This window comes from Serratia sp. H1w, assembly GCF_000633355.1.
Classification (GTDB): domain Bacteria; phylum Pseudomonadota; class Gammaproteobacteria; order Enterobacterales; family Enterobacteriaceae; genus Chania.
In genome coordinates this window covers 23,715-47,393 of the sequence record NZ_AYMQ01000052.1, presented here as the reverse complement: position 1 = coordinate 47,393, position 23,679 = coordinate 23,715, and the positions used below count along the sequence as shown (strand labels likewise).

The following is a 23,679-nucleotide window of genomic DNA, read 5'->3' as shown; positions in this document are numbered from 1 at the left end:
AAAGGTGAGCACCCATGAAAGATGCGAAACGTTTTGATGCTATCGCCCAGCGGCAGGATGGGCTGAAAAAGCACCTGACCGCCGGGCAGATGTCGATGCTGGCGATCGGTGGGGCTATTGGCACCGGTCTGTTTCTGGGCAGTGCTTACGCGATCCAGATGGCCGGGCCAAGCGTGCTGCTGAGCTATTTTATCGGCGGGGTGATTGCACTACTGCTGATGGGCTGCCTGGCAGAAATGACTTCCGAACACCCAACCCCAGGGTCGTTTGGTGACTATGCCGAGTTTTATCTCAGCCCGCTGTTCGGCTTTCTGGTGCGTTATTCCTATTGGTCTTGTGTGGTGCTGGCGGTGGGGACCGAGGTGACCGCCATCGGCATGTATATGCAGTTCTGGTTCCCAGGCACGCCGATCTGGCCGTGGGTGCTGCTGTTCTCGGCGGCGGTGATTGTCGTTAACGTGATCGGGGTGAAATCTTTTGGCCAGGTCGAGTACGCGCTCTCCACCGTCAAGGTGGTGGCCATTTCGGCGTTTATCCTGATCGGTATCGGTATTCTGGCGTTTTCCGCCAACCCAACCTTCGGTATGCGTAATTTCACCGACAACGGCGGCTTCTTCCCGTTTGGGATAAAAGGCATGTGGTTTGCGGTGATCGTGTCGATATTCAGCTATCTGAGTATTGAGATGATCGCGGTTGCTGCCGGGGAGGCCAAAAATCCGGTGGTTGCGGTGAAAAGCGCGTTTAAAGGCACCATTCTGCGGCTGTTTATCTTCTATATGATGTCGATAGCGCTGATGTTGGCCATCGTACCGTGGCGTCAGTCCGGCACCGGTGAAAGCCCGTTCCTGGTCGCGATGAACGTGACCCACCTGCCTGCCGCCGCCGGGATCTTTAACTTTGTGGTCTTGATTGCCGCACTGTCCGCGATGAACAGCCAGCTGTATATCACCACCCGCATGATGTTTTCACTGTCGCGTGCCGGGCAGGCTCCGGCAGCGTTGGGGCAGCTCAGCAAACGGGGGATCCCGGTCAATGCGCTGGCGATCTCCTGCGTGGGGATTATTGTCTCGATCGTGCTGAGCATTGCTGCCCCGGAGAAATCCTTCGCGGTGATGATGTCGATCTCGGTGTACGGTGCCTGCTTTACCTGGCTGATGATCTTTGTGACCCACCTGTTCTTCCGCCGCCAACATGCACAGACGCATCTCAAGTTCCGCATGTGGGGTTATCCATACTTTACCTTGGCGGGGGCGCTGCTGATGGCCGGATTGATGATAACCACGCTGTTCACGGACTTCTTTAGAATGACGTTGTGGTTTGGCATTCCGTTTACCGCGTTGCTGGTGGGCATCTATTTCTACAGCCGTCGAGGGTTGGCACCGGTCACGGCGAAGGCTCCGGTGCAGGGCGTGGAGTAACTCACAGCTAAAGTTGGCTTTTGGGGATGAGGTGGTCGCCAAAGCTCAGGCGTTGGCGGCCTGGCTCCGGTGCGGTTAACGGGGCCACTTCGTGCAGGCTGTTTTTGCAGCGTAACACCAACTCCTGATACTGAAGCGTGCCGGTGCGTTTCCAGCCTAACTCCTGTTCGGTCAGTTCGCGGATCACCCTGGCAGGGCTGCCAATCACCAACTGGTTGGCGGCAATATCCGCAGCGGCCTTGACGAAGGCACCTGCGCCGACGATGGTGTTTTCGCCAATGACCGCGCCATCCATGATGACGGCATTCATCCCGATCATCGCGTTCCGGCGCACGCGGCAACCGTGCAGAATGGCGCTGTGGCCGATATGGCCATCCTGTTCAACTACCGTGTCCTGCAACGGGAAGCCGTGCATCACGCAGTTATCTTGCACGTTGGCACCGTCTTCGATCACAATGCGCCCAAAGTCGCCGCGCAGGCTGGCATTGGGCCCGATATAGACTCCTTTGCCGATAATCACGTCACCAATCAGTACCGCGGTGGGGTGAACATAGCTGCTGGGATCGACCACTGGGGTCAAGCCGTCAATCTGATACACGGGCATAGGGCAAACTCCTTAAAATGTAGTGGGATCGCGCGGTAACCCACCAAAGCGGCGATAATAACCGGCACTCGGTGCAGGTAAGCTGCCGATGGTGGTTTCTGCCAACGCGCTGACATACTCCGTCGCGGCGCGGTCTACCCGCTGATAGATGTTGATGCACAGGTTGCGGGCTATTTGGCCTTCCCACTGCGCGGGTAACAGTGCATCCGGCAGCAGGGGATCTTTCAGCACCACGCGGCGGAAAAAGTGGATTAATAATAGCTTAATCTGAAAGCAGCGCAGGGGCGTCAGGTCCTGCTCGTCGGCTTCGCGCAGCAAGGCCATCAGCGGGCGGAAGGAGACGATAAACTCATGATAGTAGCCAGCCACTTCGCTCAACGACCAGCAGCTGGCGACCATTTGCCGCAGCGCCTGTTCGGAACGGTTGTAGGGATAGTCGGCCCGGAAGTAGATCACCTGTTCGCTGGCATTGAGTTCGCCGAGCAGGGCGGTGACGTCGGTTTGCGCATGAGTGGGGGCGGCCATCAGATTGTTGGCGATCTGGCCAAAGCCCAGCCAGCCCAGCTCTTTTTTCAGCCGTGCCCGCTCGGTTTTTTCCGCACTCTCCAACAGCAGCAGTTCCCACTTGCCATCCCATTGCGGTTGCTCGCTGAGGTAGATTTTGGACTCGGCGTGGCGAAACTGGCGCATGCCTTGTTCGGTAACGCGGTAATAGCTGCGCCGACCGATTTTCTCTACGTCCAGCCAACCTTCCTTTTGCAAACGAAACACCGAGGTACGCACAAAGCGATCGCCGAAGCCCAGCGCTTCCAGCAGTGCGCTCAAACTACCTAACCAAACTTCACCGCCGCGATGGCTCAGCGCATCGCCGTAAAGTGAGATGATCAGCGAGGTGCCGCTGATCGGTTGGGCACTGAGCGCATGGCGGATAAAGTCGTCCAGTTTATGTTCCATATTTTTCCATGGGTTAACCTTTACTGAGACACGACATTAGCATATTCGATGATGGGTTGCCCCTCACCCCAACCCTCTCCCAAAAGGAGAGGGAGCTGATAGCCCTTGCTCGTTGGGAAGTAAAGAGATCGCCTCAGCAAACACGATCGCCTCCTTATCTACGGTGAATCACTATAATTTACAACACACTCGATCGGTTCCCTCTCCTTTTGGGAGAGGGTTAGGGTGAGGGGAAAATCACCGAGGCCGCAGATCGATCACCCGCTGGGCCTTGCCTTCCGAGCGGGGGATATCGCCACAGTTGGCAATGCTGACATCGGTGCTGACCCCCACAATCGATTTGATGTGGTGGCGCAACTGGTGGCAGATATCGCAACGTTGCTGATGATTAAGCGTCAGCGCTGACTCTTTCAGCTCCACGCGCACGGCCAGCGTATCCAGATGCCCGGCACGGCTCACCTGCAACTGATAATGCGGCGACAGATGTTCGAACTGCATAATCTGTTCTTCAACCTGTGACGGGAACACGTTGACGCCGCGAATGATCAGCATATCGTCGGAACGGCCGGTGATTTTGCCCATCCGGCGCATGTTGCGGGCATCCCCTGGCATCAGGTGGGTGAGATCGCGGGTGCGATAGCGGATCACCGGCAGCGCCTCTTTGGTCAACGTGGTGAATACCAGTTCGCCGTGCTCGCCGTCGGTCTGTATGCCACCGGTCTCCGGGTTGATGATCTCCGGCAGGAAGTGGTCTTCCCAGATGGTCGGGCCGCCGCCGCTTTCGGCACACTCCATCGCTACGCCCGGCCCCATCACTTCGGACAGGCCGTAGATATCCAGCGCTTTGATCCCCATGCGTGTCTCGATCTCATGGCGCAGGGATTCTGACCAGGGTTCGGCACCGAACACGCCCAAACGTAGGGAGCAGTTACGCGCATCGCCCCCCATTTTACGTTCCAGTTCGTCGATCAGCGTCAGGCAGTAGGAAGGCGTCACCATTATCACGTCGGGTTTGAAGTCCAGGATCAGCTGCACCTGCTTCTCCGTCTGGCCGCCAGACATGGGGATCACCGTTGCGCCCAGGCGTTCTGCGCCATAGTGCGCACCCAGCCCACCGGTAAACAGGCCGTAACCGTAAGCGACATGGATTTTATCTTTGGCGGTCGCCCCGGCAGAGCGCAGGCAGCGGGCAACAATATCGGCCCAGTTGTCGATATCCCGCTGGGTGTAACCTACCACCGTTGGGCGGCCGGTGGTGCCCGATGAAGCATGAATGCGCACTACCTGTTCCATCGGCACGGCGAAGGTGTCGAACGGGTAGTTGTCACGCAGATCCTGCTTGGTGGTGTAGGGGAACAACGCCAAATCGCTCAGCTGTTTCAGGTCGCTCGGGTGTACACTGGCCTGATCGAACTTGCGTTGATACATCGGGACGTTGTTGTAGGCATGGTGCAGGGTCCATTGCAGGCGTTCCAGTTGTAATGCTTCGATTTCGTCGCGTGAAGCAAATTCAATCGCGTCGATTGGCCGTGGATTTGTAGTCATCTTTTTAGCCTCGCAGGGGTTAGACACGCTCAATAATCATGGCAATGCCCTGACCGACGCCGATGCACATGGTGCACAGTGCGTAGCGGCCAGCGCGTCGTTCCAGCTCAAACAGGGCGGCCAGCGCCAGGCGCGCACCGCTCATGCCCAATGGATGGCCAAGAGCGATGGCACCTCCGTTGGGATTGACCTGTTCGGCATCATCCGGCAGACCAAGCTGGCGCAATACCGCCAATGCCTGTGCGGCGAATGCTTCGTTAAGTTCTATGACGTCCATCTGCGCCAGGCTTAATCCGGCGATCTCCAGGACCTTGCGGGTCGCGGGCAACGGGCCGATCCCCATCAATCTGGGTTCCACGCCGCAGGTGGCGGTGGCGACAATGCGTGCCCGTGGCGTCAGACCTTGCTGCAAAGCCATGGCCTCGGAGGCGACAATCAACGCCGCCGCACCATCATTGACGCCGGAAGCATTGCCTGCGGTGATGCAGCCGGGCTGGCGGAACGGCGTCTTCAGTTTCTGTAGTTGCTCCAGCGTGGTTTCTGCGCGCGGGTGTTCGTCTTCGCTGAATTGTGTGGTTATCCCTTTCTTGCCGCTGAGGCTCACTGGGATAATTTCCTGTGCCAAAATCCCCTGCTGTTGGGCCAGCGCGGTACGCTGCTGGCTGCGCAGGGCAAAGGCATCCTGATCGGCACGGCTGATGCCAAACTGTGCCGCGACGTTTTCGGCGGTTTCCGGCATTGAGTCGGTGCCAAAAGCCTCGTGCATCAGCGGATTCACAAAGCGCCAGCCGATGGTGGTATCAAACAGCTGTGCCTGACGGCTGAAGGCGCTTTCGGCCTTGCCCATCACCATGGGGGCGCGGGTCATCGACTCGGCTCCCCCGGCCAATACCAGGCTGGCCTCACCGGCTTTGATGCTGCGGGCCGCCATGGCCAACGCATCCAACCCCGAACCGCATAGCCGGTTGATGGTGGTGCCAGAAACGTTTTGCGGCAGCCCGGCCAGCAACGCCGCCATACGGGCCAGATTGCGGTTATCTTCCCCAGCCTGATTGGCGCAGCCGAGGATCACGTCATCCACCCGTGACCAGTCCACGTTAGGGTGACGTTCCAGCAGGGCGCGCAGCGGCAGGGCGGCCAGATCGTCGGCACGCACGTTGGCCAGCGCACCGCCGTAGCGACCAATCGGTGTACGCACGCCATCGCAGATAAAGGCCTGATTCATGGTTGCTCTCCTACAATGCTGTGGCCTAACCGATGGGCGCGGCCACGGAACCAGGCGACGGTTTTCCCCAGTTGGTTAACGATCTCGACGTCATAAAGCCCGGTGGTTTTACCCTGATGGCGCACTTCTGCGCAGGCAGTGAGACGATCGCCTGCCAACGCTGGGCGGATAAAATCGATGGTGCAGCCAGAAGCGACCGCTGCCAGCCCCTGACTGTTGCAGGCGTAAGCAAAGGCGGTATCCGCCAGGCTGAACAGTTGGCCGCCGTGACAGGTCTGGTGGCCATTGAGCATCTGTGGGCCGACGGTCATGCTGACTTTGGCCATACCGGCATCCACGGCATCAATATGCATCTCCATCGCCTGTGCGCAGGTATCCTGGCTAAACATCTGGTCGGCGCAGCGCTGTGCCAGCGCGCGCGGAGTATTGGCATTCATCAGCATTCGGCTCCTGAGTAATTGGCGGCATAACGGCGCAGTAGCGGCATGGGGCGATAGCGGGGTTCTGCGTAATAGCGCTGAAGATTTTCCAGCGTGGTGAGGATCTGTTGCCAGCCGAGCTTGCTGCCCCAGGTCAGCGGCCCTTGCGGGTAGTTGACGCCAAAGCGCATGGCGTCGTCGGTGTCAGCGGCGCTGGCGACGCCTTTGTTCACCACGTCGAGGGCTTCATTAGCCAGCATGGCGACGGTGCGCATCACCAGCAGGCCAGGGTAATCCGGCAACGGGATCACCTGTTTACCCAGCGATTGCAGCAGGCGGATGACTTTGGCCGTTTGTGGCAGCGTGTTCTGCTCGGCGCTGCTGATGGCGATAACGGGGGCGTGCTGATAGTTGACGGACAGGTCGAACAGTACCACGGGCGATCCGATTTCTTCGGCGACTTGGCTTGCTGTTTTACCATTTGTTAACATAAATGTAACTTCGTCGATCCGGGCAAACGGACTGGTCTGGCCAGAATGTTTGATCGTCTCCGCATTTCCTGCCAGCAACTGTGCAAACTCACCGATTGCCGCCCAATCGCCGTGCAGCGTAACGGACTTCGGTAATTCAACCACTTCTGCCGTAGCAAAGGTTGGTTGTGCTGCCGCCTGCTCACTGCCATAACGGTAGAAACCGCGGCCACTCTTACGGCCTAAATGCCCGGCAGCCACCAGTTCCTGCTGCACCAGTGAAGGGGTAAAGCGGCTGTCCTGATAGAAGGCGTGATAGACCGATTCAGTGACGGCATAGTTGACGTCGTGGCCAATCAGGTCGGTCAGTTGCAGCGGCCCCATGGCAAAACCACCGGCATCGCGCAGTACGCTATCCAGGGTTGCGGGGTCGGCAATCTGTTCTTCCAGGGCGCGCAGGGTTTCGGCATAGAAAGGCCGGGCCACGCGGTTGACGATAAAGCCCGGTGTCGAACGGCAGACGACGCTGTGCTTACCCCAGTGTTGAGCCAAGGTCTGCAGGCTGTTCAGCGTTTCCGGGCTGGTTTCCAGCCCGCCGACGATTTCCACCAGCTTCATCAGCGGAGCCGGGTTGAAAAAGTGCAGGCCAGCCATGCGTTGCGGATGCTGAAGCGTGCTGGCGATGGCGGTAATCGAGAGTGACGAGGTATTGCTGGCAAACAGCGCCTCTGGCGAGCAGATCGCTTCCAGATCGCGAAACAGGCTCTGTTTGATTGCCAACTTCTCCGCCACCGCCTCAATCACCAGATTGCTGTCGGCCAGATCGCCCAACGAGTCGGTCAACTGAATATTGCCCAGTAGGGTTTCGGTGCTGTGGGCATCGGCTTTACCTGCCTCGACCCGTTTGCGCAGCCGTTGCCCGAGTTGCTCAAGCGCACGGGAGGCGGCAGGCAGGGCGATATCGAACAGCTTGACCCGATGTCCTGCCGCCGCGGCCACCTGGGCAATGCCGATCCCCATGGTTCCGGCACCAATCACGGCGACCGTTGCAGAGGGGGGTAGAGCATTCACCGCCATCTTTTCTCTCATGGCTATTTCCCGCTGAAATTGGGTGGACGTTTGGCGAAGAAGGCGCTGACGCCTTCACGATAGTCGTCACTGCGGCCACCCAAGCGCTGCAAGTCACGCTCTAAATCGAGCTGCTGATCGAGCGTATTGCTGGCCGAGCTGTACATGGCCTTTTTGATGAGACCCAGGCCGTAGGTCGGTTGGGTGGCAAGCTGTCTGGCCATGCTTTGGGTATGATCGGCCAGCTCGGCAGCGGGGACGACTTGCCAGATCATTCCCCACTCCAGCGCCTGCTGAGCACTGATTTTGTCCCCCAGCAGCGCCATGCCCATGGCCCGAGCATGTCCGGCCAGGCGTGGCAGATACCAACTGCCGCCAGAGTCTGGCACCAGCCCCAGTTTGCAGAAGGATTGGATAAAGCTGGCGTTATCGGCGGCCACCACGATATCGCAGGCCAAGGCCAATGCGGCACCGGCTCCGGCAGCAACGCCATTGACCGCGCAGACGATCGGTTTAGGCAAGGCGCTCAGGCGGCGGATCAGCGGATTGTAAAAACGCTCCACCGACAGCCCAAGATCCGGGGCGGCCTGTTCCACGCTGACGTTGCGATCGTTCAGATCCTGCCCGGCACAGAAGCCACGCCCGGCACCGGTGATCAGCACGCAGCGCACGCTCTCGTCGCGTTCGGCCACGGTCAGCGCTTCGCTGAGCTGGTGGTGCATTTCATCGTTAAAACTGTTGAGCCGATCGGGGCGATTGAGGGTAAGGGTTAATACCCCGGCTTCGATGTGGCTGAGAATTAATGCGTTTTCCATAAATCAGCGCCCTTGATAGTTCGGTGTGCGTTTTTCGAAGAAGGCGGCAATGCCTTCACGGCGATCGTCGGTGGCGGCCAGGGTGACAAACTGCTGACGCTCCATCTGCAAGCCCTGGCTGAGGCCGGTTTCCTGTGCCTGCTTGAGCGCCTGTTTGGCGGCGCGCAGGGCTAGCGGTGCCTGTTGGCTGATACGCTGGGCCAACTGCTGAGTGCGTTCCAACGTTAATGCGTCGACACAAACTTCGCTCACCAGCCCGGTTTGCAGTGCACAGCGGGCGTCGATGGCTTCGCCGGTCAGTACCATTTGATAGGCGCGGGATTTACCCACGCTGCGGATCAGGCGCTGGGTGCCACCGGCTCCGGGCATCAGGCCAAGCGTGATTTCGGGTAGGCCAAAGCGGGCGCTTTCGCCGCACAGTGTGATGTCGCAGGCCAGTGCCAACTCACAGCCGGCACCGAGGGCGTAACCGTTCACCGCCGCCAGTAACGGCTTGCTGAACTGGGCCAGGCGTTGCCAGAGCAAAGGGCGGTGATCGAGCTGGGTGGCGGCGACATCCTGCTGCTGCAATTCGCGCAGGTCGGCACCGGCAGCGAAGAACCGTGCGGCACCGGTGATCACCACCGCACCTACGCCGGTATCGGCATCGGCCTGTTCCAGTTGATAGACCAACTGCTCCAGGCAGGCGGTGCTCAGCGCATTGCGGGCATCGGGGCGGTGCAGCGTCAGCGTGACCACGCGTTGTTGCTGCTCACGCAGGATCCAAGGGGTTTCCATCGTCAGCTCCTAAACGTCAAAGTCCAGCACCACGCCTGCACCGCGTGGCCAGGACTGGCAGCTCAAGACATAGCCTGCCGCCAGTTGGTCCGGCTCCAGGCTGTAGTTGATCGCCATGTCTACCTCACCGGCCTTCAGCTTGCATTTACAGGTGGCGCAGACACCGCCTTTGCAGGCGTAGGGCAGATCGGCTCCCTGGCGCAAGGCGGCATCCAGAATGCTGTCATCCTCACTGCCGACTTCGATCTTCAGACTGCGACCGTCGAGCCGGATCTCTACCTGGGTCGCGTTGCGGCTGCCTGCGTTAACCGGACGGGCGGTAATCCCGCTGGTGTTGAAACGCTCGCTGTGAATATGCTCCGCAGACATCCCGGCGAGCTCCAGTACGGTGTGTGCATCGTCCATCATCGTTTCTGGGCCGCAGATAAAGGCGTGGTCGAATTCGTTGAAGTTCACCAGCGTGTTGCCTATGGCAGTCAGGTGTTCACGATCGATGCGGCCGCTGAGCAGCGGGCTGTCGAGGTTTTCCTGGCTGAACAGATACAGCGGCTGGAAGCGTTGGGAATAACGGTTTTTCAGATCCGAGAGGGCTTCTTTAAACATCACCGAGCGGCTGGTGCGATTGCCGTAAATCAGCGTGAATTGGCTATTGGGTTCCAATTGCAACGTCGCCTTGATGATCGACAGCATGGGCGTTATGCCAGAGCCAGCGGCAATCGCCAGATAGTTGCCCTGAGTCTGTGCCTGTGGCTGGTAACCAAAGCGGCCTTGCGGCAACATCACTTCCAGCTCGTCACCCACCTGCAAGCTTTGGTTGATAAATGAAGAGAAACGTCCCTGATGGATCGCCTTGATGCCGATCCGCAAGACGCCTTCCTGCGGTGCGCTACAGATGGAGTAGCAGCGGCGTAGCTCTTCACCGTTGACCTGCGCCTTGAGCGTCAGATGCTGGCCGGGTGTGTAGCCGTAATGGGATTTCAATTCGTCCGGGACGCGCAGCGTGATGGCTACGGCATCCGGGGTTTCGCGCTCGATGGCAGCGACATTCAGGCGATGAAAGACCGTCATGGTTTTCAGTGCTCCTAAATACATTTGAAATAGTCGAACGGTTCCCGACAGTCGCAACAGCGATAAAGCGCTTTGCAGGCGGTGGAGCCGAACTCGCTGATCTTTTCCGTGCTGGAGCTGCCGCAACGGGGACACTGAACTGGGCCATGTGCCAGCGGTTTCTCACAGGTTTGCCCCTGCGGCGGTGCCACACCGTATTCACGCAGGCGCTGGCGAGCATCCGCATTCATCCAATCGGTGGTCCAGGCCGGGCTGAGGCTGATGGTGATTTTCACCGGACTGAAACCTGCTTCATTCAGCGTCTGTTCGATGGCGTTGAGCAGGTACTCCGTTGCCGGGCAACCGGAATAGGTTGGGGTAAAGGTGATATGCCAGCCTGCACCTTCGCGCTCCACGTCCCGCACCATGCCCAGATCGGTAATGGACAGCACCGGCAGTTCGGGATCGCTGATCTGCTGTAAGCAGTGCCAGATCTGGGGGATCTCGGCCGGTTGCAGTCGGGTGATATTCATCATGACCTCTACCAGTTACAGTTCGGGTAAGCGCGTGGCAGAAACTGCATCTCTGCCAGCATCGGACCGAGGTGCTCAGTGTGGCGCCCTTGTTTGCCGCCGTGGCGGAATGCCTGCTCGGTGGGCAGCGCGAGCGTGGCCTGTTGCAGCGTGTCGTTCACCATGGCTTGCCACGGAGCCTGCAATTGGCGCGGATCGACGGCGATGCCCAGTTCGGCCAATTGCAGCTCGATCTCGTCGGCGTGGAACAGCTCGGCGGTGAAGCGCCATAGATCGTTCAATGACTGTTGGATCTTCTGGTGGCTGATTTCGCTACCGTCCCCCAGACGGATCATCCAGCCGTGGCTGAAGCGCAGGTGATAGTCTGCTTCCTTCAGCGATTTAGCGGCGATAGCGGCCAGTTGGCTGTCCTTGCTGTGGCTCAGCTCGCGGTGTAACAGGACATGGTAGGTATCCAGCAGGAACTGGCGTACCAGCGTGTCGTTAAAGCCGCCGTTAGGTTGTTCCGCCAACAGCAGGTTATGGAATTCACGTTCGTCACGGCCAAAGGCCAGGCTGTCTTCGCTGTGCTGCGGGCCGGAAAGCTCGGCGGCGTAGCTCAGAAAGTTACGCGCTTGCCCCAGCAGATCGAGGCCAATGTTGGCCAGCGCCAGGTCGATCTCCAACTCGGGGGCGTGGCCGCACCAGCCGCACAGGCGCTGTGCCAGGATGAGCGGCGTATCGCCCAAACGCAGGGCATAGCTGAGGGTTACATCGTTAATCGTCGTCATGGCCTGCCTCTACATGTTCTTGATGCCGTCGGGAATGGTGTAGAACGTCGGATGACGGTAGATTTTGTCGTCGGAAGGATCGAAGAATGCCGCCCGATCTTCCTCCTGGGAGGCGATCAGATGGCTGGACTGCACCACCCAGATCGAACAGCCTTCATTACGACGGGTATAGGCATCGCGAGCGTTTTCCAACGCCATCCGATCGTCTGCGGCATGCAGGCTGCCAACGTGGCGGTGGGCCAACCCCTGCTTGCTGCGGATAAACACTTCATACAACGGCCATTCGGCATGAGTCATTTTTCTCTCCTCGATTAAGCAGCGTTTGCCGCGCGTTTGCTGGCATGGGCCATGGCACCATCCCGTACCCAACTGCCTTCGTCCCAGGCTTTTCGCTTGGCTTGCAGACGCTCGTGGTTGCACTGGCCACGGCCCTGGATCACTTCGTGCAGCTCTGCCCAGTCGATCTCGCCAAAGCGGTAGTGCCCGCTGGCCTCATCCCATGCCAGATCGGCATCGGGAGCGCTCATGCCCAGGGCTTCCAACTGCGGTACGGTGTTATCGATAAACTTCTGTCGCAGCTCGTCATTGCTATGGCGTTTGATCTTCCAGGCCATGCTCTGCGCGCTGTGGGGGGAATCGGTATCGCTGGGGCCAAACATCATCAGCGCGGGCCACCAGAAGCGGTTGATGGCGTCCTGCAACATGGCTTTCTGCGCTGCGCTGCCCTGGGCCATGACCATTACGGCTTCATAACCCTGGCGCTGGTGGAAGCTCTCTTCCTTACAGATTTTCACCATCGCTCTGGCGTATGGGCCGTAAGACGCGCGACACAGCGCTACCTGGTTGACGATGGCTGCACCATCGACCAGCCAGCCGATCACACCAATGTCGGCCCAGTTCAGTGTGGGATAGTTGAAGATCGAGGAGTATTTCATCTGGCCGGCGAGCATCTTCTGATAGATATCCTGGCGGGTACAGCCGAGGGTTTCCGCCGCGCTGTACAGATAAAGACCGTGCCCGGCCTCATCCTGGACTTTCGCCAGTAACACCGCCTTGCGCCGTAGGGAAGGGGCGCGGGTCAGCCAGTTGGCTTCCGGCAACATGCCGACCACTTCGGAATGGGCGTGCTGGCCGATCTGCCGGATCAGGTTGCGACGATAGGCATCCGGCATCCAGTCTTTGGCTTCGATGGAGATATCGGCGGCAATCTTGTCGTCAAAGTGCTGTTGAAATTGTGCTTCAGTTGTCATGGTTGCCTCTTGGTGATTCATGTTTTTCACATCAAAACCAAAATGTGAATCACTTTAACTCACCGTAAGGCTACAAGTTGATAACAATAAGATCAAATGCAATTAGTGTGGTTTTGCTATACCCATCACAGGATTATTTGTTATTTTATTGATTTTAATGTTGTATTTATTTTCTGTCTTGTTGTTTTTCTTAGGTGTTAAATGTTTTGTTTTGGTTTTGTTAAATTTTAATCTGGCATCGGATGGAAAATATGTGATACATCATTAAGCTTGTAATTGTCTATTTATGAATTCCGGAGGAGCAAATGCAGCAGTTAACCAGTTACCTTTCTGGCGCTTGGGCGTATGGCCAGGGGAAATCCCGCGAGATCCAGCATGCCGTTACCGGTGAGCCTTTGTATCAGGTTTGCTCCGACGGGTTGCCGTTGGCGGCCAGCCTGAGCTATGCCCGCGAGCTGGGTGGGACGGCGCTGGCAGCGATGACCTTTCAACAGCGCGCACAGATGATAAAAGCGGTAGCGAAGCACCTGTTGGCCAATAAGGAAGCGCTGTATCAGCTCTCTTATCAAACCGGGGCCACGCGCAACGACGGCTGGGTGGATATTGAAGGCGGCATTGCCACGCTGTTCTCCTATGCAGGGTTGGCCGGGCGAGAACTGCCGGACGATACGCTGTGGCCGGAAGATGAGCTGATCCCTCTCTCCAAACAATCGCAGTTTGCCGCACGGCATGTGCTGACTTCGCGCCCTGGCGTTGCGCTGCACATCAACGCTTTCAACTTCCCTTGCTGGGGCATGCTGGAGAAATTGGCACCTACCTGGTTGGCCGGTATGCCCGCCATCATCAAACCCGCCACCGCGTCGGCACAACTGACCCAGGCGATGGTGAAACTGATTATCGACAGCGGGCTGGTGCCGGAAGGGGCATTGCAGCTGATCTGCGGTGGCGTAGGCGATATGTTTGATCACCTCGATTATCAGGATGCGGTCACCTTTACCGGCTCGGCACAAACCGGGCAAAAGCTGCGTGCTCATCCACGGCTGTTGGAAAAATCCATCGCCTTTACCATGGAAGCCGATTCGCTGAACTGCTGCGTGTTAGGGGAGGACGTGACGCCCGAAATGCCAGAGTTTGCGCTGTTTATCAAAGAGGTCAGCCGCGAAATGACCAGTAAGGCGGGGCAAAAATGTACCGCCATCCGGCGCATTATCGTCCCGGCAGCCCGCATGGCTGAGGTACAACAGGCGTTGTTGCAGCGTCTGGCTGGCGTGACGATTGGCGATCCGCAACTGGAGCAGGTGCGGATGGGGGCGTTGGTCAATCAGGAACAGCGCGATGACGTACAGCAAAAAGTGGAATTCCTGCTGCGCAATGGCTGTGAGCCACTCTGCGGCGCAACGCTGGATAAGTTGACGATCGTGGGTGATAACGCGCAATCAGGCGCATTTTTTCCGATCACCTTATTGTACTGCGCCGATCCGTTCCGCCATCAGGCCGTTCATGACACAGAGGCGTTTGGCCCGGTGGCGACGCTGATGCCGTATCAAACCACCGAGCAGGCCATTGAGCTGGCGTTGCTGGGGCAGGGCAGCCTGGCCGGATCGTTGGTGACGGCCGATGAGGGGTTGGCGGCACAATTTATTCGTGCCACGGCCTGCGCCCATGGCCGCATGTTAGTGCTGGATCGCCACGCAGCCACCGAATCGACGGGTCACGGTTCACCATTACCGCTGCTGGTACATGGCGGGCCAGGGCGAGCCGGTGGTGGGGAAGAGCTTGGTGGGCTGCGTGCGGTAAAACATTACATGCGGCGCACGGCGATCCAGGGTAGCCCATCAATGCTGGCGGCCATCGGCCGTGAATGGGTTCGTGGTGCCAATACGGTGGAGGAACAGGTCCACCCGTTCCGTAAATACTTCGAGCAGTTGCAGATTGGTGAAAGCCTGCTGACCGCGCGGCGTACCATTACCGAAGCGGATATCGTCAATTTTGCCTGCCTGAGCGGCGATCACTTCTACGCGCATATGGACAAGATCGGGGCGGCGGAGTCACTGTTTGGTGAACGCGTGGCGCATGGTTACTTTGTTGTATCCGCCGCAGCGGGTTTGTTTGTCGATCCGGGCGTCGGGCCGGTGATTGCCAACTATGGGATGGAAAACCTGCGCTTTATCGAACCGGTGAAGATTGGCGACACCATTCAGGTACGGTTGACCTGCAAAAAGAAAATCCGCAAGCCGCAAAAAACCGCTGAAGATCGCCCGCATGGCGTGGTGGTCTGGGATGTGCAAGTGCTTAACCAGCACCAGCAAGCGGTGGCGCTGTACAGCATTCTGACGTTGGTGGCGCGCCAGGAAGGGGATTTCGACACGGCGCACTAAGGCTATAATGCTTGTCAGTTAAGCCATAAATACGGGTTGTGATGCCCCTCCCCCAAAGGGCGAGGGGACAGAATTTGCTACCCTTTTACTCCTGAATCTGACCTTGGCACGGGCGCAGCATGCAGCGCCCCTACGTGTGAGGCCAGTGAGGATTTGCCAGCAGTCTCATGCCGTGTCCCTAGACGCTGCAAACCTGATTCTTACCGCCTTTTTTCGCTGTATACAGGGCGCTATCCGCGATGCTGACCAAGCTCAGTGGTGTATCATTATGCGGATGCGGGACCTTTGCGGTGGCACCGATGCTGGCGGTAATAATGCCCAGTGGGCTGCCTGTGTGAGCAATTTTCAGTTGGCGAATGCCCTCCAGCACCCGTTCGGCAAAGGCAATTGCGCCTTCAAGGTTGGTATCCGGCAGAATAATCGCCAGTTCTTCCCCGCCGTAACGTGCCATCAGATCGCCAGGGCGGCTGGCCATACCTTGCAGCAAGCGGCCCAACTGTTGTAAGCACTGATCCCCAGCCACGTGGCCGTAGATATCGTTAAACTGTTTGAAATAATCAATATCGAGCATCAACAGGGCTACGCTGCGATCGTTACGTGCCGCCCGTGTCATTTCATTTTTCAGTGCGATATCAAACTGGCGGCGGTTGGCCAGACCGGTCAAACCGTCCAGCAGGGCCAGTTCTTCCAACGTGTGGTTCATCTGCGTTAGCTGGTCGCGGGTACGCGTCAATTCGACTTCTGTCTGTACACTGTGGTTAATCTGGCGGATCAGCACCAACCCAAGGGCCAGCAGTATCGACAGCAGCACGCCGCCTCCGAGGGCAAACAGCGACGCATCGCTACGCCAGTCTGCGAGCACATCCCGCTTCGATAACCCTGCGGCGATCACCAACGGATAGCGTTCCACTTGCGAATAGCCATACACCCGCTCCACATTGTCGAACTGTGAAACCATAGTGACGTTACCAAAAGACGAGTGCGGTAGAACTTCACGGAACAATACGCTGTGGGAGATATTTCTACCGATGGCATCCTCATTGTAGGGACGGCGGTACAAAATGGTGCCGTCGGCCAGCACCAGACTGAGGGAGGCGTTGTTGTTAAGGGCAAAGGTATTGTAAAACTGGCGGAAATAATTGACGTACAGCGTCGCAATCACCACGCCGGCAAAGCTGCCGTCCGCATGGTTCAGGCGGCGCGACACCGGGATAATCAGATCGCCGGTTGAGCGGCTACGGATCACCTCGCCGATATAAATTGAATTATTGTTATGGGTGACGTGGTATTTGAAGTACGCCCGGTCTGCATTATTGGCATGGCTGAGTGGCTTGCCGTTCGACGTCAGGATCCAGTTGCCCTGGGCATCATAGACAAAGCTGCCGTGCAGCTGCGGAAAGTTACTGGCCTGAGTCTGCATGACTTTTTGCAGGCGCAAACGCTGCGGTTCGCCTAAGCCATCGGTTTCGATACGCTCAGTGAGGTCGATCAGGTTGCTGTCTACCTGCGAAAAGGTATCCTCGGCATGCTGTGCCAGCGAGCGGGCCAGGTTCTCTGAATCATTGCTGGCAATTTGCAAATTGCGTTGATGAGCGTTCCAGATTTGCCAAGCATTGAACATCACCAGGGTGAGCACGACGATAATAACAAATACGCCAGCCTGAAAGAGTAATGGCGAGTTTTTCTTCTCCCTGGGAAATTGATCTTTTTGGGGAGGGAGTTGAGGTGCTAGCATGGCATTCCTGTGATGGAATCAGTTAAGTACTGGTATTGCGAACAATCTTAACCCTTCTATTCCCATCTTGCATGTTCCGTTATATCTCGCGGAGACAATCAGCATAAATTTTCCCTTGGGAGGCGCATGGCAGCACTTTCTGACGCTATGATGCAGGTTTTACTGACGCCGGCGGTATATTACCCGTATACGCTAGGGGCACTGGCAGGATTAATGATTATCGCGTTACTGCGGCGCAGATCGCCTTTCTGGCGGTTGGCTCTGCTGTTGTTGCTGGTGCTGTTTATCTTGTTCTCTCTGGTGGCTTACAGCTGGCATCGCTAGCGCCGAGCAGTGCCCACCATCAAAGCAAGGCACTGCACCGTACGGTTATTCAACGTTGACCATCCAGTTGACGCCGAACTTATCGGTCAGCATACCGAAGCCCTTGGCCCAGAAGGTCGGCTGGAAGGGCATGGTGACCGTGCCGCCTGCGGCTAACCGGTTAAACACATCACCGCCTTGCTCGACGTTTTCACTGCGGATCGACAGTGAATAACCGCGGTGTGACGGCCCGGTTGGGTCGGCCGGACAACCATCCGATGCCATAATGACGTTGTCCCCGATCACCAGTCTGGCGTGCATTATCGAGTCGGGATCGGTATTGGGCGGACCGTTTTGCTGTTCGTCTGCCGGAATATCCTTGTAACGCATCATGATTTCTATACTGCCATTTAACTGTTGCGCATAAAAATTCACCGCTTGTTCACAGTTACCGGAAAAAAACAGATAGGGTTGGATCAACATAGCACCTCCTCTTGCTTTCACATAAATAACAGCGCGGCGGAGCCGTCCCACACGGCGGCCAAGGCATAGACCAAAACCAGAAACAGCATGAAAGGGGGGTTGCTCATGGTGCTATCCTCGGAAGAAGTTCAATTGAGCATCATTCAGTATAGCCGATTATCGAGCGTCAACATGACAATTTGATGAAAATTGCACAATTTTTGCGCACGGTTTTTCAGACTACAAGAGATGGGTAACTCGCTGATTTTTGACTATAGTAATAGAGTACAGAGACATTAATTCTGTCAGGGGGTGGTCTCTGACGAAGAACGTCTTGATAACGGTATTGCCAGCAACTTCAGGCAACGGGTCAATTAGGGAGAGTAAAAATGGGTATCATTTCCTGGATCGTTTTTGGCTTAATCGCCGGTATTTTGGCCAAGTGGATCATGCCGGGTAAAGACGGCGGCGGTTTTATCATGACCGTGATCCTGGGTGTGGTGGGTGCAGTTGTCGGCGGTTATATCAGTACCTTCTTCGGTATGGGCCGGGTCGATGGCTTTAACCTGGGCAGCTTTGTGGTTGCCGTCGTCGGTGCTCTGGTGGTCCTTTTTATCTACAGAAAGGTCAGAAGCTAACCAACCACCGAACAATGGGGTCGCTGCGGCGGCCCTTTTTCATTTAAATGCGATGAACGTCCAGCGTTCTGAGAAGGGGATAGCAATGGGATTATTAGACGGCTTAGTCGGGGCATTGAGCGGCGGTAAAGGGATGGATTACAGCGCTATCTTGCAATGGGTTGAACAGCAGGGTGGCTTGCCAGCCATTCTGGACAAGTTCCGTCAGGGAAATTTGGCGGATGTGGTCGCTTCCTGGGTTGGCACCGGTGAGAATCAGCCAATCAGCGGCGAACACGTTGAGCAGACGTTAAGCACCGATGCGATTGCCCAACTGGCTGGCAAGCTAGGGATCGATCCGGCGCAGGCTTCTGCCCTGATTGCCCAGTATTTGCCGATGATCACCGACAAACTGTCACCTAATGGCCAGGAGCCACAGGGTGGTGGCTTGATGAGCGCCGGTATGGATTTACTGAAAGGTAAGCTGTTCGGTTGATAGTTACCCTCCGGCTGTGGCCGGAGGGTTGCTGTTAGAGGGTCAGCATAATTTTGCCGATATGGGCACTGGACTCCATCAAGGCATGAGCCTGTGCGGCAAGTTCTAGCGGGAAAGTCTGGAAAATCTGCGGTTTTAGCGTTCCACGTTCCAGCAACGGCCACACCTTCAGTTCCAGCTCGGCAGCGATCTGGGCTTTGTCTTCCACACTGCGCGCCCGCAGCGTTGAGCCGGTATGGGTCAGGCGCTTAAGCAGCAGCGGCATCAGGTTCAATTCTTTCACTACGCCATTCTGCGTGCCGATCTGCACGATACGCCCGTCCATAGCGGCGGCGCGATAGTTCTTCTCCACATATTCACCCGCGATCAAATCGACGATGACATCGGCCCCTTTGCCATTGGTAGCCGTTTTGGTCAGCTCAACAAAATCTTCCGTGCGGTAGTTGATGGCGACGTCGGCACCCAACGCCAGGCTGGCCTGTCGCTTCTCTTCCGAGCCGACGGTAGTGATAACATAAGCACAAAAGGCTTTTGCCAACAGGGTGGCGACCGTGCCAATTCCGGAAGTGCCACCGTGGATCAGCACGGTTTCCCCTGCCTTGAGATGGCCGCGTTGAAATACGTTGACCCAAACGGTGAAGAACGTCTCGGGCATGGCGGCGGCTTCTATCATGCTGAAACCTTCAGGCACCGGCAGCGCATTGCTTTCATGCACTTTACAGTACTCTGCATAGCCCCCACCGGCGATCAGCGCACACACGGCGTCACCGATCGCGTAACGTTGCACCCCAACGCCAACGGCTACCACCGTGCCCGCGATTTCCAACCCCGGAATATCGGAAGCGCCCGGAGGCGGGGCGCATTGCCCACGGCGTTGCATAACATCTGGGCGGTTGACGCCTGCGGCGGCGACTTTCACCAATATTTCACCCTGAGCCAGAACTGGCAGCGGGCGCTGTGCCGATATCAGCACCTCCGGTTCGCCCGGTTGGCTGATTTCGATCACCTTCATGCAATCGGGTAGTGATGCCTTGGCTGACATGCCGTACTCCTTCAATCTTTCTGCCTATGCGGATCACTATCTTAGCGAAAGATCCACGTTGGCATGTGCGCGATTGAGCGGTTTTGCACATCGAGATGGAGAGGAGAGGTTAGGATCAGTCGTTCGGGGGAATACGAAAACCTTTCAGCGAGACGATAAAATGCTCTTTGCCTTTGGAAATCTTGGCGCCTTGGTCGCACCACAGGCTGGCGAGTTGGAAGAAATCGTCGCTATCAATATCATAAGCCAGCTCAATTTTTTTCGCGGACCCTGAACGGATCAGCGTTTCTGCCTGCTGGTGATTTATTGCTTTTACGATGCTCATAAACGAAGTCCTTGGTGTTAACCCGGTGAGGATAATCGCTCTTTATCATAGGGTTGGATTGTGACATTTTTGTGATGAAAACATGACACGGGGCCATTCTGCGGTCTGGCGCAAGGCAAACAGGGATCGCCTATTGCAAACAATAGACGAAAGTGTGAGAGAAGGGCGTTTTCTCAACGATCCTGTCGCGGGTTAAAGTTGGCGGCATGCCGGTTCGGATCTAGTATGAGCGTAAATCTTATTACCAGACATGGACTATGACCAACCAAGTGCGTAAACCAACTCTGCGTCAGCGGAGCTATCAGCTGTTGTTTGGTAACCAAACCCGGATCGGGCGCAGGATGCAGCTATTCTGGGTGAGCACGGCGCTGCTCAGCGTGCTGTTGCTGTTTCTCGAACCCGGCGGCAGTTCGCTCTATACTCCGAATTCTCGCGTACTTCATCAGTTGCTTTTGGCTGAGGTCCTGTTCACCGTCATTTTTACGGTGGAATATCTGCTGCGGCTATGGTGCACGCCGAGTAAAGAACGCTACGCCATCAGCTTTTTCGGTATTGTCGATCTGCTGACGATGTTGCCAATGTATATCATCTGGATTTTTCCCCATATGGCGGTGGAGTATATCCTTCTGCTGCGTGTGTTGCGGATCCTGCGCGTGTTGCGGGTGCTGAAGTTGCTGCGCTACATGAGTGAGATGGGCATTGTGTGGCGCAGCATCAAGCTGGCGCGCCATAAGCTGGCGATGTTCTTCGGCTTTGTCGGCGTGATGCTGTGCGTATTTGGCGGCTTGATGTATGCGGTAGAGGGGGGCAGCGGTGGATTTACCAGCCTTGGTGCTTCGATGTACTGGGCAGTCGTTACGTTAACTACCGTTGGCTACGGCGATATCGTGCCCCACACGCCATTGGGGCGGATGCTGGCTTCGGTACTGATCCTGGTCGGGTATTCGATTATTGCGGTGCCTACCGGCATCCTGACCGCCTACATGTCACAGGAGATGCAGCGCTACCGGGAACAGCGCCATTGTGTGCAATGCGAACGCGGCGGGCATGAAACCGAGGCGAAGTTTTGTAAATTTTGCGGGGCGGCGTTACCACCATTATCAGTGAAATCCATAAGATAACGTCGATAATTTCGCCAGGGGGGAGCAAATTCTGTGCGTTCGCTCCCCCTTTCCCGCTTCACGAGCTAAAAAGAGTTGCTATTAAATCCCCAACATGAGTTAATGATTCTCGGCCTGTGGTACAGACCTATTTATGCACGACATTTTGAGTAAAGTAGTTCAAATTTAAAGCGTTATCCTTGATAGCTCTTCACTGACGAATTTCCTTTCTAGTGCCTCCATAAGTAACTGATGACCGGCTATTTCATGCCCATGGTGGCTTACATTTTTTATTGAAGGAATTCAACATGTCTAACATGATCAAAGGTCAAGTGAAGTGGTTCAACGAGTCTAAAGGTTTTGGTTTCATCACTCCTGCAGACGGCAGCAAAGACGTGTTCGTACACTTCTCTGCAATTCAGGATCAAGGCTTCAAGACCCTGGCTGAAGGCCAGAACGTACAGTTCTCTATCGAGAACGGTGCTAAAGGTCCGTCAGCGGCTAACGTTACCGCTATCTAATCGGCCTCTCGCTGATTAACAAAAACCCGCCAAGGCGGGTTTTTTTGTGTCTGCGATTTGAGCCAGGTGAGTTTTGGCGTCGTGGGTCAGTGTGGGGGCGCCGCATGCTGAGCCCTTGGGGAGAGGAGGGTCAGGATGTACTATGATTTATTGTTAACTGAGACGCATTACGTAACAGTGGGTTCTTGTCGTCAACTGTAATAGACTGACATCCGTGATAAATAACGAGGTAAAGCATGAAAGTTAACGATCTGGTGACGGTAAAAACCGATGGTGGACCACGCCGTGAAGGGGTTGTGCTGGAAGTTGAAACGTTTAGTGAGGGTACGATGTACCTGGTGTCACTAGAGGATTATCCGGCAGGCGTGTGGTTTTTCAATGAGATCGATAGCCACGATGGCACTTTTGTGGAATTGCGCAGCGCCGCACAGGATTAAACGTATCCCTCCAATCAACAGCTCGCTGCCGATCCGGTTGGTGGGCTGACAACTAAATTATGTGCTGGTGGGGATCAAAAAACACCCGTTGCAGCTAAAACGACGCTGAACACGGGTATTTTTCTGTCGTATGCTAAGTCACTTCTTCCCGCAACGGCTTTACTTGGCCATTGGATGGGGCACGCCAGCTATCAACGGCTGTTGACGAATATGCCGCTGGTGAGCGTGTCGGTCAGGCGTACAACATGGTAGATGATCTGCTTGTTGTGGGTCTTGATCTTTCTTTTGATATTGCCCTTATGGGACGAGACGGTTTTCACCTTGATCTGCATCTGATCTGAGATCTGGATGGTGCCTTGGCCGGACATCCACATGCGCAGCATGTTTGATTCGGTTTGGCTCAATGTGACAGGTGTCTGATCTAGCGAGCCTTTTTCCGGGCGGATTGGCTTTCTTTCGAGGTAGTAGTTCAGCAACTGACTCATGGTTTGCGGTTTAATCGATTTTGACGAAATGATAACGTTCTTGCGGACGTATAAATAATCATCGAAATGTACGTTAGTGATGGCCATGAAAATAAAGAATAAAGTATCGGGATTAAGGGAGATCACGCGTTTTATTCTTTCTGTTGCATCCGCTTCATGAATGAAACAGTCTTCATTCAGAAATACCATATTTGGCTTAAGTTTGGTGCATTTTTCATGCAGGCCATCGATATGAGTGACCGCGTTGATCTGACGTTTTTTCACCCCGTGCGATGCCAGGTAGTCAGTTAACCCTAATCTGGTGTAACTGCATGAATCCATAATAATTATTGGCATTTCGCCCCCCACTTAAGTCCGTTTCCACGCGGTTATAAAAAGATAAGCCTGAAGAGATAGGCTAAAAGTTATAAAAAAATCACATGTTATGAATGCAACTTTCTATCAATAAAACCGGCGTGACTCAACGTCTTTTCGGATTATATTTTCTAATTTACTTAAACCATTAGTTTAGCTTAAGTCGACTTATTCTACTTATTGGCTAGTTTGCCACGGTAAATATCAGCAGGCTCCCGGCCATTACCCTTAAATTTGTGACTAAGGTCTCGTATTTTGGCCGTGATACTATTTTTCGGTAATGAGATGATTCTTAAGTATCGCTAATAACTTGCTGCCATAGCCGAGTTGGCGGTTTTTTGACTGATTTCGTTGCTTCCATTCCATCACTGAATCCCATTAAGTTCGCTTATTCAATTGATTGTATCAATGTATTGAAACAAATGGTAACGATTCTTGGTTAGCTTAGGGCATTTCACCCAGCGGATTATCGTTAAAACCAAGCAATAATAAGTAGCTCCGCTAACGATGTTGTCTTAAATGAGATAAC

At 55.8% G+C, this 23,679-nt stretch carries 26 protein-coding genes; 8 read left to right on the top strand and 18 right to left on the bottom strand.

Annotated elements, in window-relative coordinates; all coding sequences use genetic code 11:
• Positions 1-14: 14 nt before the first annotated feature.
• Positions 15-1,418, top strand: a complete 1,404-nt coding sequence (locus tag U869_RS0111595; protein ID WP_025123339.1) for an amino acid permease — start codon at positions 15-17, stop codon at positions 1,416-1,418.
• A 7-nt stretch (positions 1,419-1,425) separates the two neighbouring features.
• Here the strand turns inward: U869_RS0111595 and paaY are convergent, their stop codons facing one another.
• The 13 genes from paaY to paaA all read right to left on the bottom strand — a co-directional run bounded on the left by paaY (position 1,426) and on the right by paaA (position 12,895).
• Positions 1,426-2,022: a phenylacetic acid degradation protein PaaY gene (paaY, locus tag U869_RS0111590; protein ID WP_025123340.1), complete on the bottom strand. Its 597-nt coding sequence runs from the start codon at positions 2,020-2,022 to the stop codon at positions 1,426-1,428.
• Positions 2,023-2,034: 12 nt separating this feature from the next.
• Positions 2,035-2,976, bottom strand: coding sequence for a phenylacetic acid degradation operon negative regulatory protein PaaX (gene paaX / locus U869_RS0111585; protein ID WP_025123341.1), 942 nt, complete (start codon positions 2,974-2,976; stop codon positions 2,035-2,037).
• A gap of 237 nt (positions 2,977-3,213) precedes the next feature.
• The gene (paaK, locus tag U869_RS0111580) at positions 3,214-4,521 is read right to left on the bottom strand and encodes a phenylacetate--CoA ligase PaaK (RefSeq protein WP_025123342.1); all 1,308 of its coding nucleotides are present in this window, start codon (positions 4,519-4,521) and stop codon (positions 3,214-3,216) included.
• A 19-nt stretch (positions 4,522-4,540) separates the two neighbouring features.
• A complete protein-coding gene (gene pcaF / locus U869_RS0111575) occupies positions 4,541-5,746 on the bottom strand; it encodes a 3-oxoadipyl-CoA thiolase (RefSeq protein ID WP_025123343.1) in 1,206 nt (401 codons plus the stop codon).
• Complete coding sequence (gene paaI, locus U869_RS0111570; protein WP_025123344.1) at positions 5,743-6,183, bottom strand: hydroxyphenylacetyl-CoA thioesterase PaaI; 441 nt, start codon at positions 6,181-6,183, stop codon at positions 5,743-5,745. The genes pcaF and paaI overlap by 4 nt, the downstream gene beginning before the upstream one ends.
• The gene (locus tag U869_RS0111565; RefSeq protein WP_232785353.1) at positions 6,183-7,724 is read right to left on the bottom strand and encodes a 3-hydroxyacyl-CoA dehydrogenase; all 1,542 of its coding nucleotides are present in this window, start codon (positions 7,722-7,724) and stop codon (positions 6,183-6,185) included. Before U869_RS0111565 ends, paaI begins: the two co-directional genes overlap by 1 nt.
• Positions 7,725-7,726: 2 nt before the next feature.
• Positions 7,727-8,518 (bottom strand): 2-(1,2-epoxy-1,2-dihydrophenyl)acetyl-CoA isomerase PaaG, encoded by a 792-nt coding sequence (paaG, locus tag U869_RS0111560; protein ID WP_025123346.1) that lies wholly within the window; start codon positions 8,516-8,518, stop codon positions 7,727-7,729.
• A gap of 3 nt (positions 8,519-8,521) precedes the next feature.
• Positions 8,522-9,295 (bottom strand): 2,3-dehydroadipyl-CoA hydratase PaaF, encoded by a 774-nt coding sequence (paaF, locus tag U869_RS0111555; RefSeq protein ID WP_025123347.1) that lies wholly within the window; start codon positions 9,293-9,295, stop codon positions 8,522-8,524.
• A 9-nt stretch (positions 9,296-9,304) separates the two neighbouring features.
• A complete protein-coding gene (gene paaE, locus U869_RS0111550) occupies positions 9,305-10,363 on the bottom strand; it encodes a 1,2-phenylacetyl-CoA epoxidase subunit PaaE (RefSeq protein ID WP_025123348.1) in 1,059 nt (352 codons plus the stop codon).
• A gap of 14 nt (positions 10,364-10,377) precedes the next feature.
• On the bottom strand, positions 10,378-10,875 hold the full coding sequence (gene paaD / locus U869_RS0111545) for a 1,2-phenylacetyl-CoA epoxidase subunit PaaD (protein WP_025123349.1): 498 nt from the start codon (positions 10,873-10,875) through the stop codon (positions 10,378-10,380).
• Between the two features lie 8 nt (positions 10,876-10,883).
• Positions 10,884-11,645 carry a 1,2-phenylacetyl-CoA epoxidase subunit PaaC gene (gene paaC, locus U869_RS0111540; protein ID WP_025123350.1) on the bottom strand — a complete coding sequence of 254 codons (762 nt, stop codon included), beginning with the start codon at positions 11,643-11,645 and terminating at the stop codon, positions 10,884-10,886.
• A gap of 9 nt (positions 11,646-11,654) precedes the next feature.
• Positions 11,655-11,942, bottom strand: coding sequence for a 1,2-phenylacetyl-CoA epoxidase subunit PaaB (gene paaB / locus U869_RS0111535; protein WP_025123351.1), 288 nt, complete (start codon positions 11,940-11,942; stop codon positions 11,655-11,657).
• Between the two features lie 14 nt (positions 11,943-11,956).
• Complete coding sequence (gene paaA / locus U869_RS0111530) at positions 11,957-12,895, bottom strand: 1,2-phenylacetyl-CoA epoxidase subunit PaaA (RefSeq protein ID WP_025123352.1); 939 nt, start codon at positions 12,893-12,895, stop codon at positions 11,957-11,959.
• A 305-nt stretch (positions 12,896-13,200) separates the two neighbouring features.
• On the opposite strand from paaA, the gene paaZ reads away from it, so the two are divergent.
• A complete protein-coding gene (paaZ, locus tag U869_RS0111525; RefSeq protein WP_025123353.1) occupies positions 13,201-15,273 on the top strand; it encodes a phenylacetic acid degradation bifunctional protein PaaZ in 2,073 nt (690 codons plus the stop codon).
• Positions 15,274-15,451: 178 nt separating this feature from the next.
• On the opposite strand, the gene U869_RS0111520 is transcribed toward paaZ, so the two are convergent.
• Positions 15,452-17,008, bottom strand: coding sequence for a GGDEF domain-containing protein (locus U869_RS0111520; RefSeq protein WP_025123354.1), 1,557 nt, complete (start codon positions 17,006-17,008; stop codon positions 15,452-15,454).
• Positions 17,009-17,134: 126 nt separating this feature from the next.
• On the opposite strand from U869_RS0111520, the gene U869_RS0111515 reads away from it, so the two are divergent.
• Positions 17,135-17,332: a hypothetical protein gene (locus tag U869_RS0111515; RefSeq protein ID WP_025123355.1), complete on the top strand. Its 198-nt coding sequence runs from the start codon at positions 17,135-17,137 to the stop codon at positions 17,330-17,332.
• 45 nt (positions 17,333-17,377) lie between these two features.
• Here the strand turns inward: U869_RS0111515 and U869_RS0111510 are convergent, their stop codons facing one another.
• Complete coding sequence (locus tag U869_RS0111510; RefSeq protein ID WP_025123356.1) at positions 17,378-17,794, bottom strand: VOC family protein; 417 nt, start codon at positions 17,792-17,794, stop codon at positions 17,378-17,380.
• Positions 17,795-18,162: 368 nt separating this feature from the next.
• On the opposite strand from U869_RS0111510, the gene U869_RS0111500 reads away from it, so the two are divergent.
• Together U869_RS0111500 and U869_RS0111495 are read left to right on the top strand one after the other, a co-directional pair.
• The gene (locus tag U869_RS0111500; RefSeq protein WP_025123357.1) at positions 18,163-18,411 is read left to right on the top strand and encodes a GlsB/YeaQ/YmgE family stress response membrane protein; all 249 of its coding nucleotides are present in this window, start codon (positions 18,163-18,165) and stop codon (positions 18,409-18,411) included.
• A gap of 85 nt (positions 18,412-18,496) precedes the next feature.
• A complete protein-coding gene (locus U869_RS0111495; protein WP_025123358.1) occupies positions 18,497-18,886 on the top strand; it encodes a YidB family protein in 390 nt (129 codons plus the stop codon).
• A 34-nt stretch (positions 18,887-18,920) separates the two neighbouring features.
• Here U869_RS0111495 and U869_RS0111490 read toward each other — a convergent pair whose 3' ends face one another.
• Complete coding sequence (locus U869_RS0111490) at positions 18,921-19,928, bottom strand: NAD(P)H-quinone oxidoreductase (protein ID WP_025123359.1); 1,008 nt, start codon at positions 19,926-19,928, stop codon at positions 18,921-18,923.
• A 115-nt stretch (positions 19,929-20,043) separates the two neighbouring features.
• Positions 20,044-20,253 carry a hypothetical protein gene (locus U869_RS0111485; protein WP_025123360.1) on the bottom strand — a complete coding sequence of 70 codons (210 nt, stop codon included), beginning with the start codon at positions 20,251-20,253 and terminating at the stop codon, positions 20,044-20,046.
• Between the two features lie 257 nt (positions 20,254-20,510).
• On the opposite strand from U869_RS0111485, the gene U869_RS0111480 reads away from it, so the two are divergent.
• From U869_RS0111480 to dsrB, 3 genes are all read left to right on the top strand, one after another.
• Entirely contained in the window at positions 20,511-21,374 is an 864-nt protein-coding gene (locus U869_RS0111480) for an ion transporter (RefSeq protein ID WP_025123361.1), read from the top strand.
• A gap of 287 nt (positions 21,375-21,661) precedes the next feature.
• Complete coding sequence (cspE, locus tag U869_RS0111475; RefSeq protein WP_004946278.1) at positions 21,662-21,874, top strand: transcription antiterminator/RNA stability regulator CspE; 213 nt, start codon at positions 21,662-21,664, stop codon at positions 21,872-21,874.
• A 236-nt stretch (positions 21,875-22,110) separates the two neighbouring features.
• Complete coding sequence (dsrB, locus tag U869_RS0111470) at positions 22,111-22,311, top strand: protein DsrB (protein ID WP_025123362.1); 201 nt, start codon at positions 22,111-22,113, stop codon at positions 22,309-22,311.
• Positions 22,312-22,502: 191 nt separating this feature from the next.
• Here dsrB and rcsA read toward each other — a convergent pair whose 3' ends face one another.
• A complete protein-coding gene (rcsA, locus tag U869_RS0111465; RefSeq protein ID WP_025123363.1) occupies positions 22,503-23,132 on the bottom strand; it encodes a transcriptional regulator RcsA in 630 nt (209 codons plus the stop codon).
• Positions 23,133-23,679 lie beyond the last annotated feature (547 nt).

Bases quoted from the DNA above. Each gene is read 5' to 3' on its own strand.
- U869_RS0111595 (WP_025123339.1), top strand. From the start codon at position 15: ATGAAAGATGCGAAACGTTTTGATGCTATCGCCCAGCGGCAGGATGGG.
- paaY (WP_025123340.1), bottom strand. From the start codon at position 2,022: ATGCCCGTGTATCAGATTGACGGCTTGACCCCAGTGGTCGATCCCAGC.
- paaX (WP_025123341.1), bottom strand. From the start codon at position 2,976: ATGGAACATAAACTGGACGACTTTATCCGCCATGCGCTCAGTGCCCAA.
- paaK (WP_025123342.1), bottom strand. From the start codon at position 4,521: ATGACTACAAATCCACGGCCAATCGACGCGATTGAATTTGCTTCACGC.
- pcaF (WP_025123343.1), bottom strand. From the start codon at position 5,746: ATGAATCAGGCCTTTATCTGCGATGGCGTGCGTACACCGATTGGTCGC.
- paaI (WP_025123344.1), bottom strand. From the start codon at position 6,183: ATGAATGCCAATACTCCGCGCGCGCTGGCACAGCGCTGCGCCGACCAG.
- U869_RS0111565 (WP_232785353.1), bottom strand. From the start codon at position 7,724: ATGAGAGAAAAGATGGCGGTGAATGCTCTACCCCCCTCTGCAACGGTC.
- paaG (WP_025123346.1), bottom strand. From the start codon at position 8,518: ATGGAAAACGCATTAATTCTCAGCCACATCGAAGCCGGGGTATTAACC.
- paaF (WP_025123347.1), bottom strand. From the start codon at position 9,295: ATGGAAACCCCTTGGATCCTGCGTGAGCAGCAACAACGCGTGGTCACG.
- paaE (WP_025123348.1), bottom strand. From the start codon at position 10,363: ATGACGGTCTTTCATCGCCTGAATGTCGCTGCCATCGAGCGCGAAACC.
- paaD (WP_025123349.1), bottom strand. From the start codon at position 10,875: ATGAATATCACCCGACTGCAACCGGCCGAGATCCCCCAGATCTGGCAC.
- paaC (WP_025123350.1), bottom strand. From the start codon at position 11,645: ATGACGACGATTAACGATGTAACCCTCAGCTATGCCCTGCGTTTGGGC.
- paaB (WP_025123351.1), bottom strand. From the start codon at position 11,942: ATGACTCATGCCGAATGGCCGTTGTATGAAGTGTTTATCCGCAGCAAG.
- paaA (WP_025123352.1), bottom strand. From the start codon at position 12,895: ATGACAACTGAAGCACAATTTCAACAGCACTTTGACGACAAGATTGCC.
- paaZ (WP_025123353.1), top strand. From the start codon at position 13,201: ATGCAGCAGTTAACCAGTTACCTTTCTGGCGCTTGGGCGTATGGCCAG.
- U869_RS0111520 (WP_025123354.1), bottom strand. From the start codon at position 17,008: ATGCTAGCACCTCAACTCCCTCCCCAAAAAGATCAATTTCCCAGGGAG.
- U869_RS0111515 (WP_025123355.1), top strand. From the start codon at position 17,135: ATGGCAGCACTTTCTGACGCTATGATGCAGGTTTTACTGACGCCGGCG.
- U869_RS0111510 (WP_025123356.1), bottom strand. From the start codon at position 17,794: ATGTTGATCCAACCCTATCTGTTTTTTTCCGGTAACTGTGAACAAGCG.
- U869_RS0111500 (WP_025123357.1), top strand. From the start codon at position 18,163: ATGGGTATCATTTCCTGGATCGTTTTTGGCTTAATCGCCGGTATTTTG.
- U869_RS0111495 (WP_025123358.1), top strand. From the start codon at position 18,497: ATGGGATTATTAGACGGCTTAGTCGGGGCATTGAGCGGCGGTAAAGGG.
- U869_RS0111490 (WP_025123359.1), bottom strand. From the start codon at position 19,928: ATGTCAGCCAAGGCATCACTACCCGATTGCATGAAGGTGATCGAAATC.
- U869_RS0111485 (WP_025123360.1), bottom strand. From the start codon at position 20,253: ATGAGCATCGTAAAAGCAATAAATCACCAGCAGGCAGAAACGCTGATC.
- U869_RS0111480 (WP_025123361.1), top strand. From the start codon at position 20,511: ATGACCAACCAAGTGCGTAAACCAACTCTGCGTCAGCGGAGCTATCAG.
- cspE (WP_004946278.1), top strand. From the start codon at position 21,662: ATGTCTAACATGATCAAAGGTCAAGTGAAGTGGTTCAACGAGTCTAAA.
- dsrB (WP_025123362.1), top strand. From the start codon at position 22,111: ATGAAAGTTAACGATCTGGTGACGGTAAAAACCGATGGTGGACCACGC.
- rcsA (WP_025123363.1), bottom strand. From the start codon at position 23,132: ATGCCAATAATTATTATGGATTCATGCAGTTACACCAGATTAGGGTTA.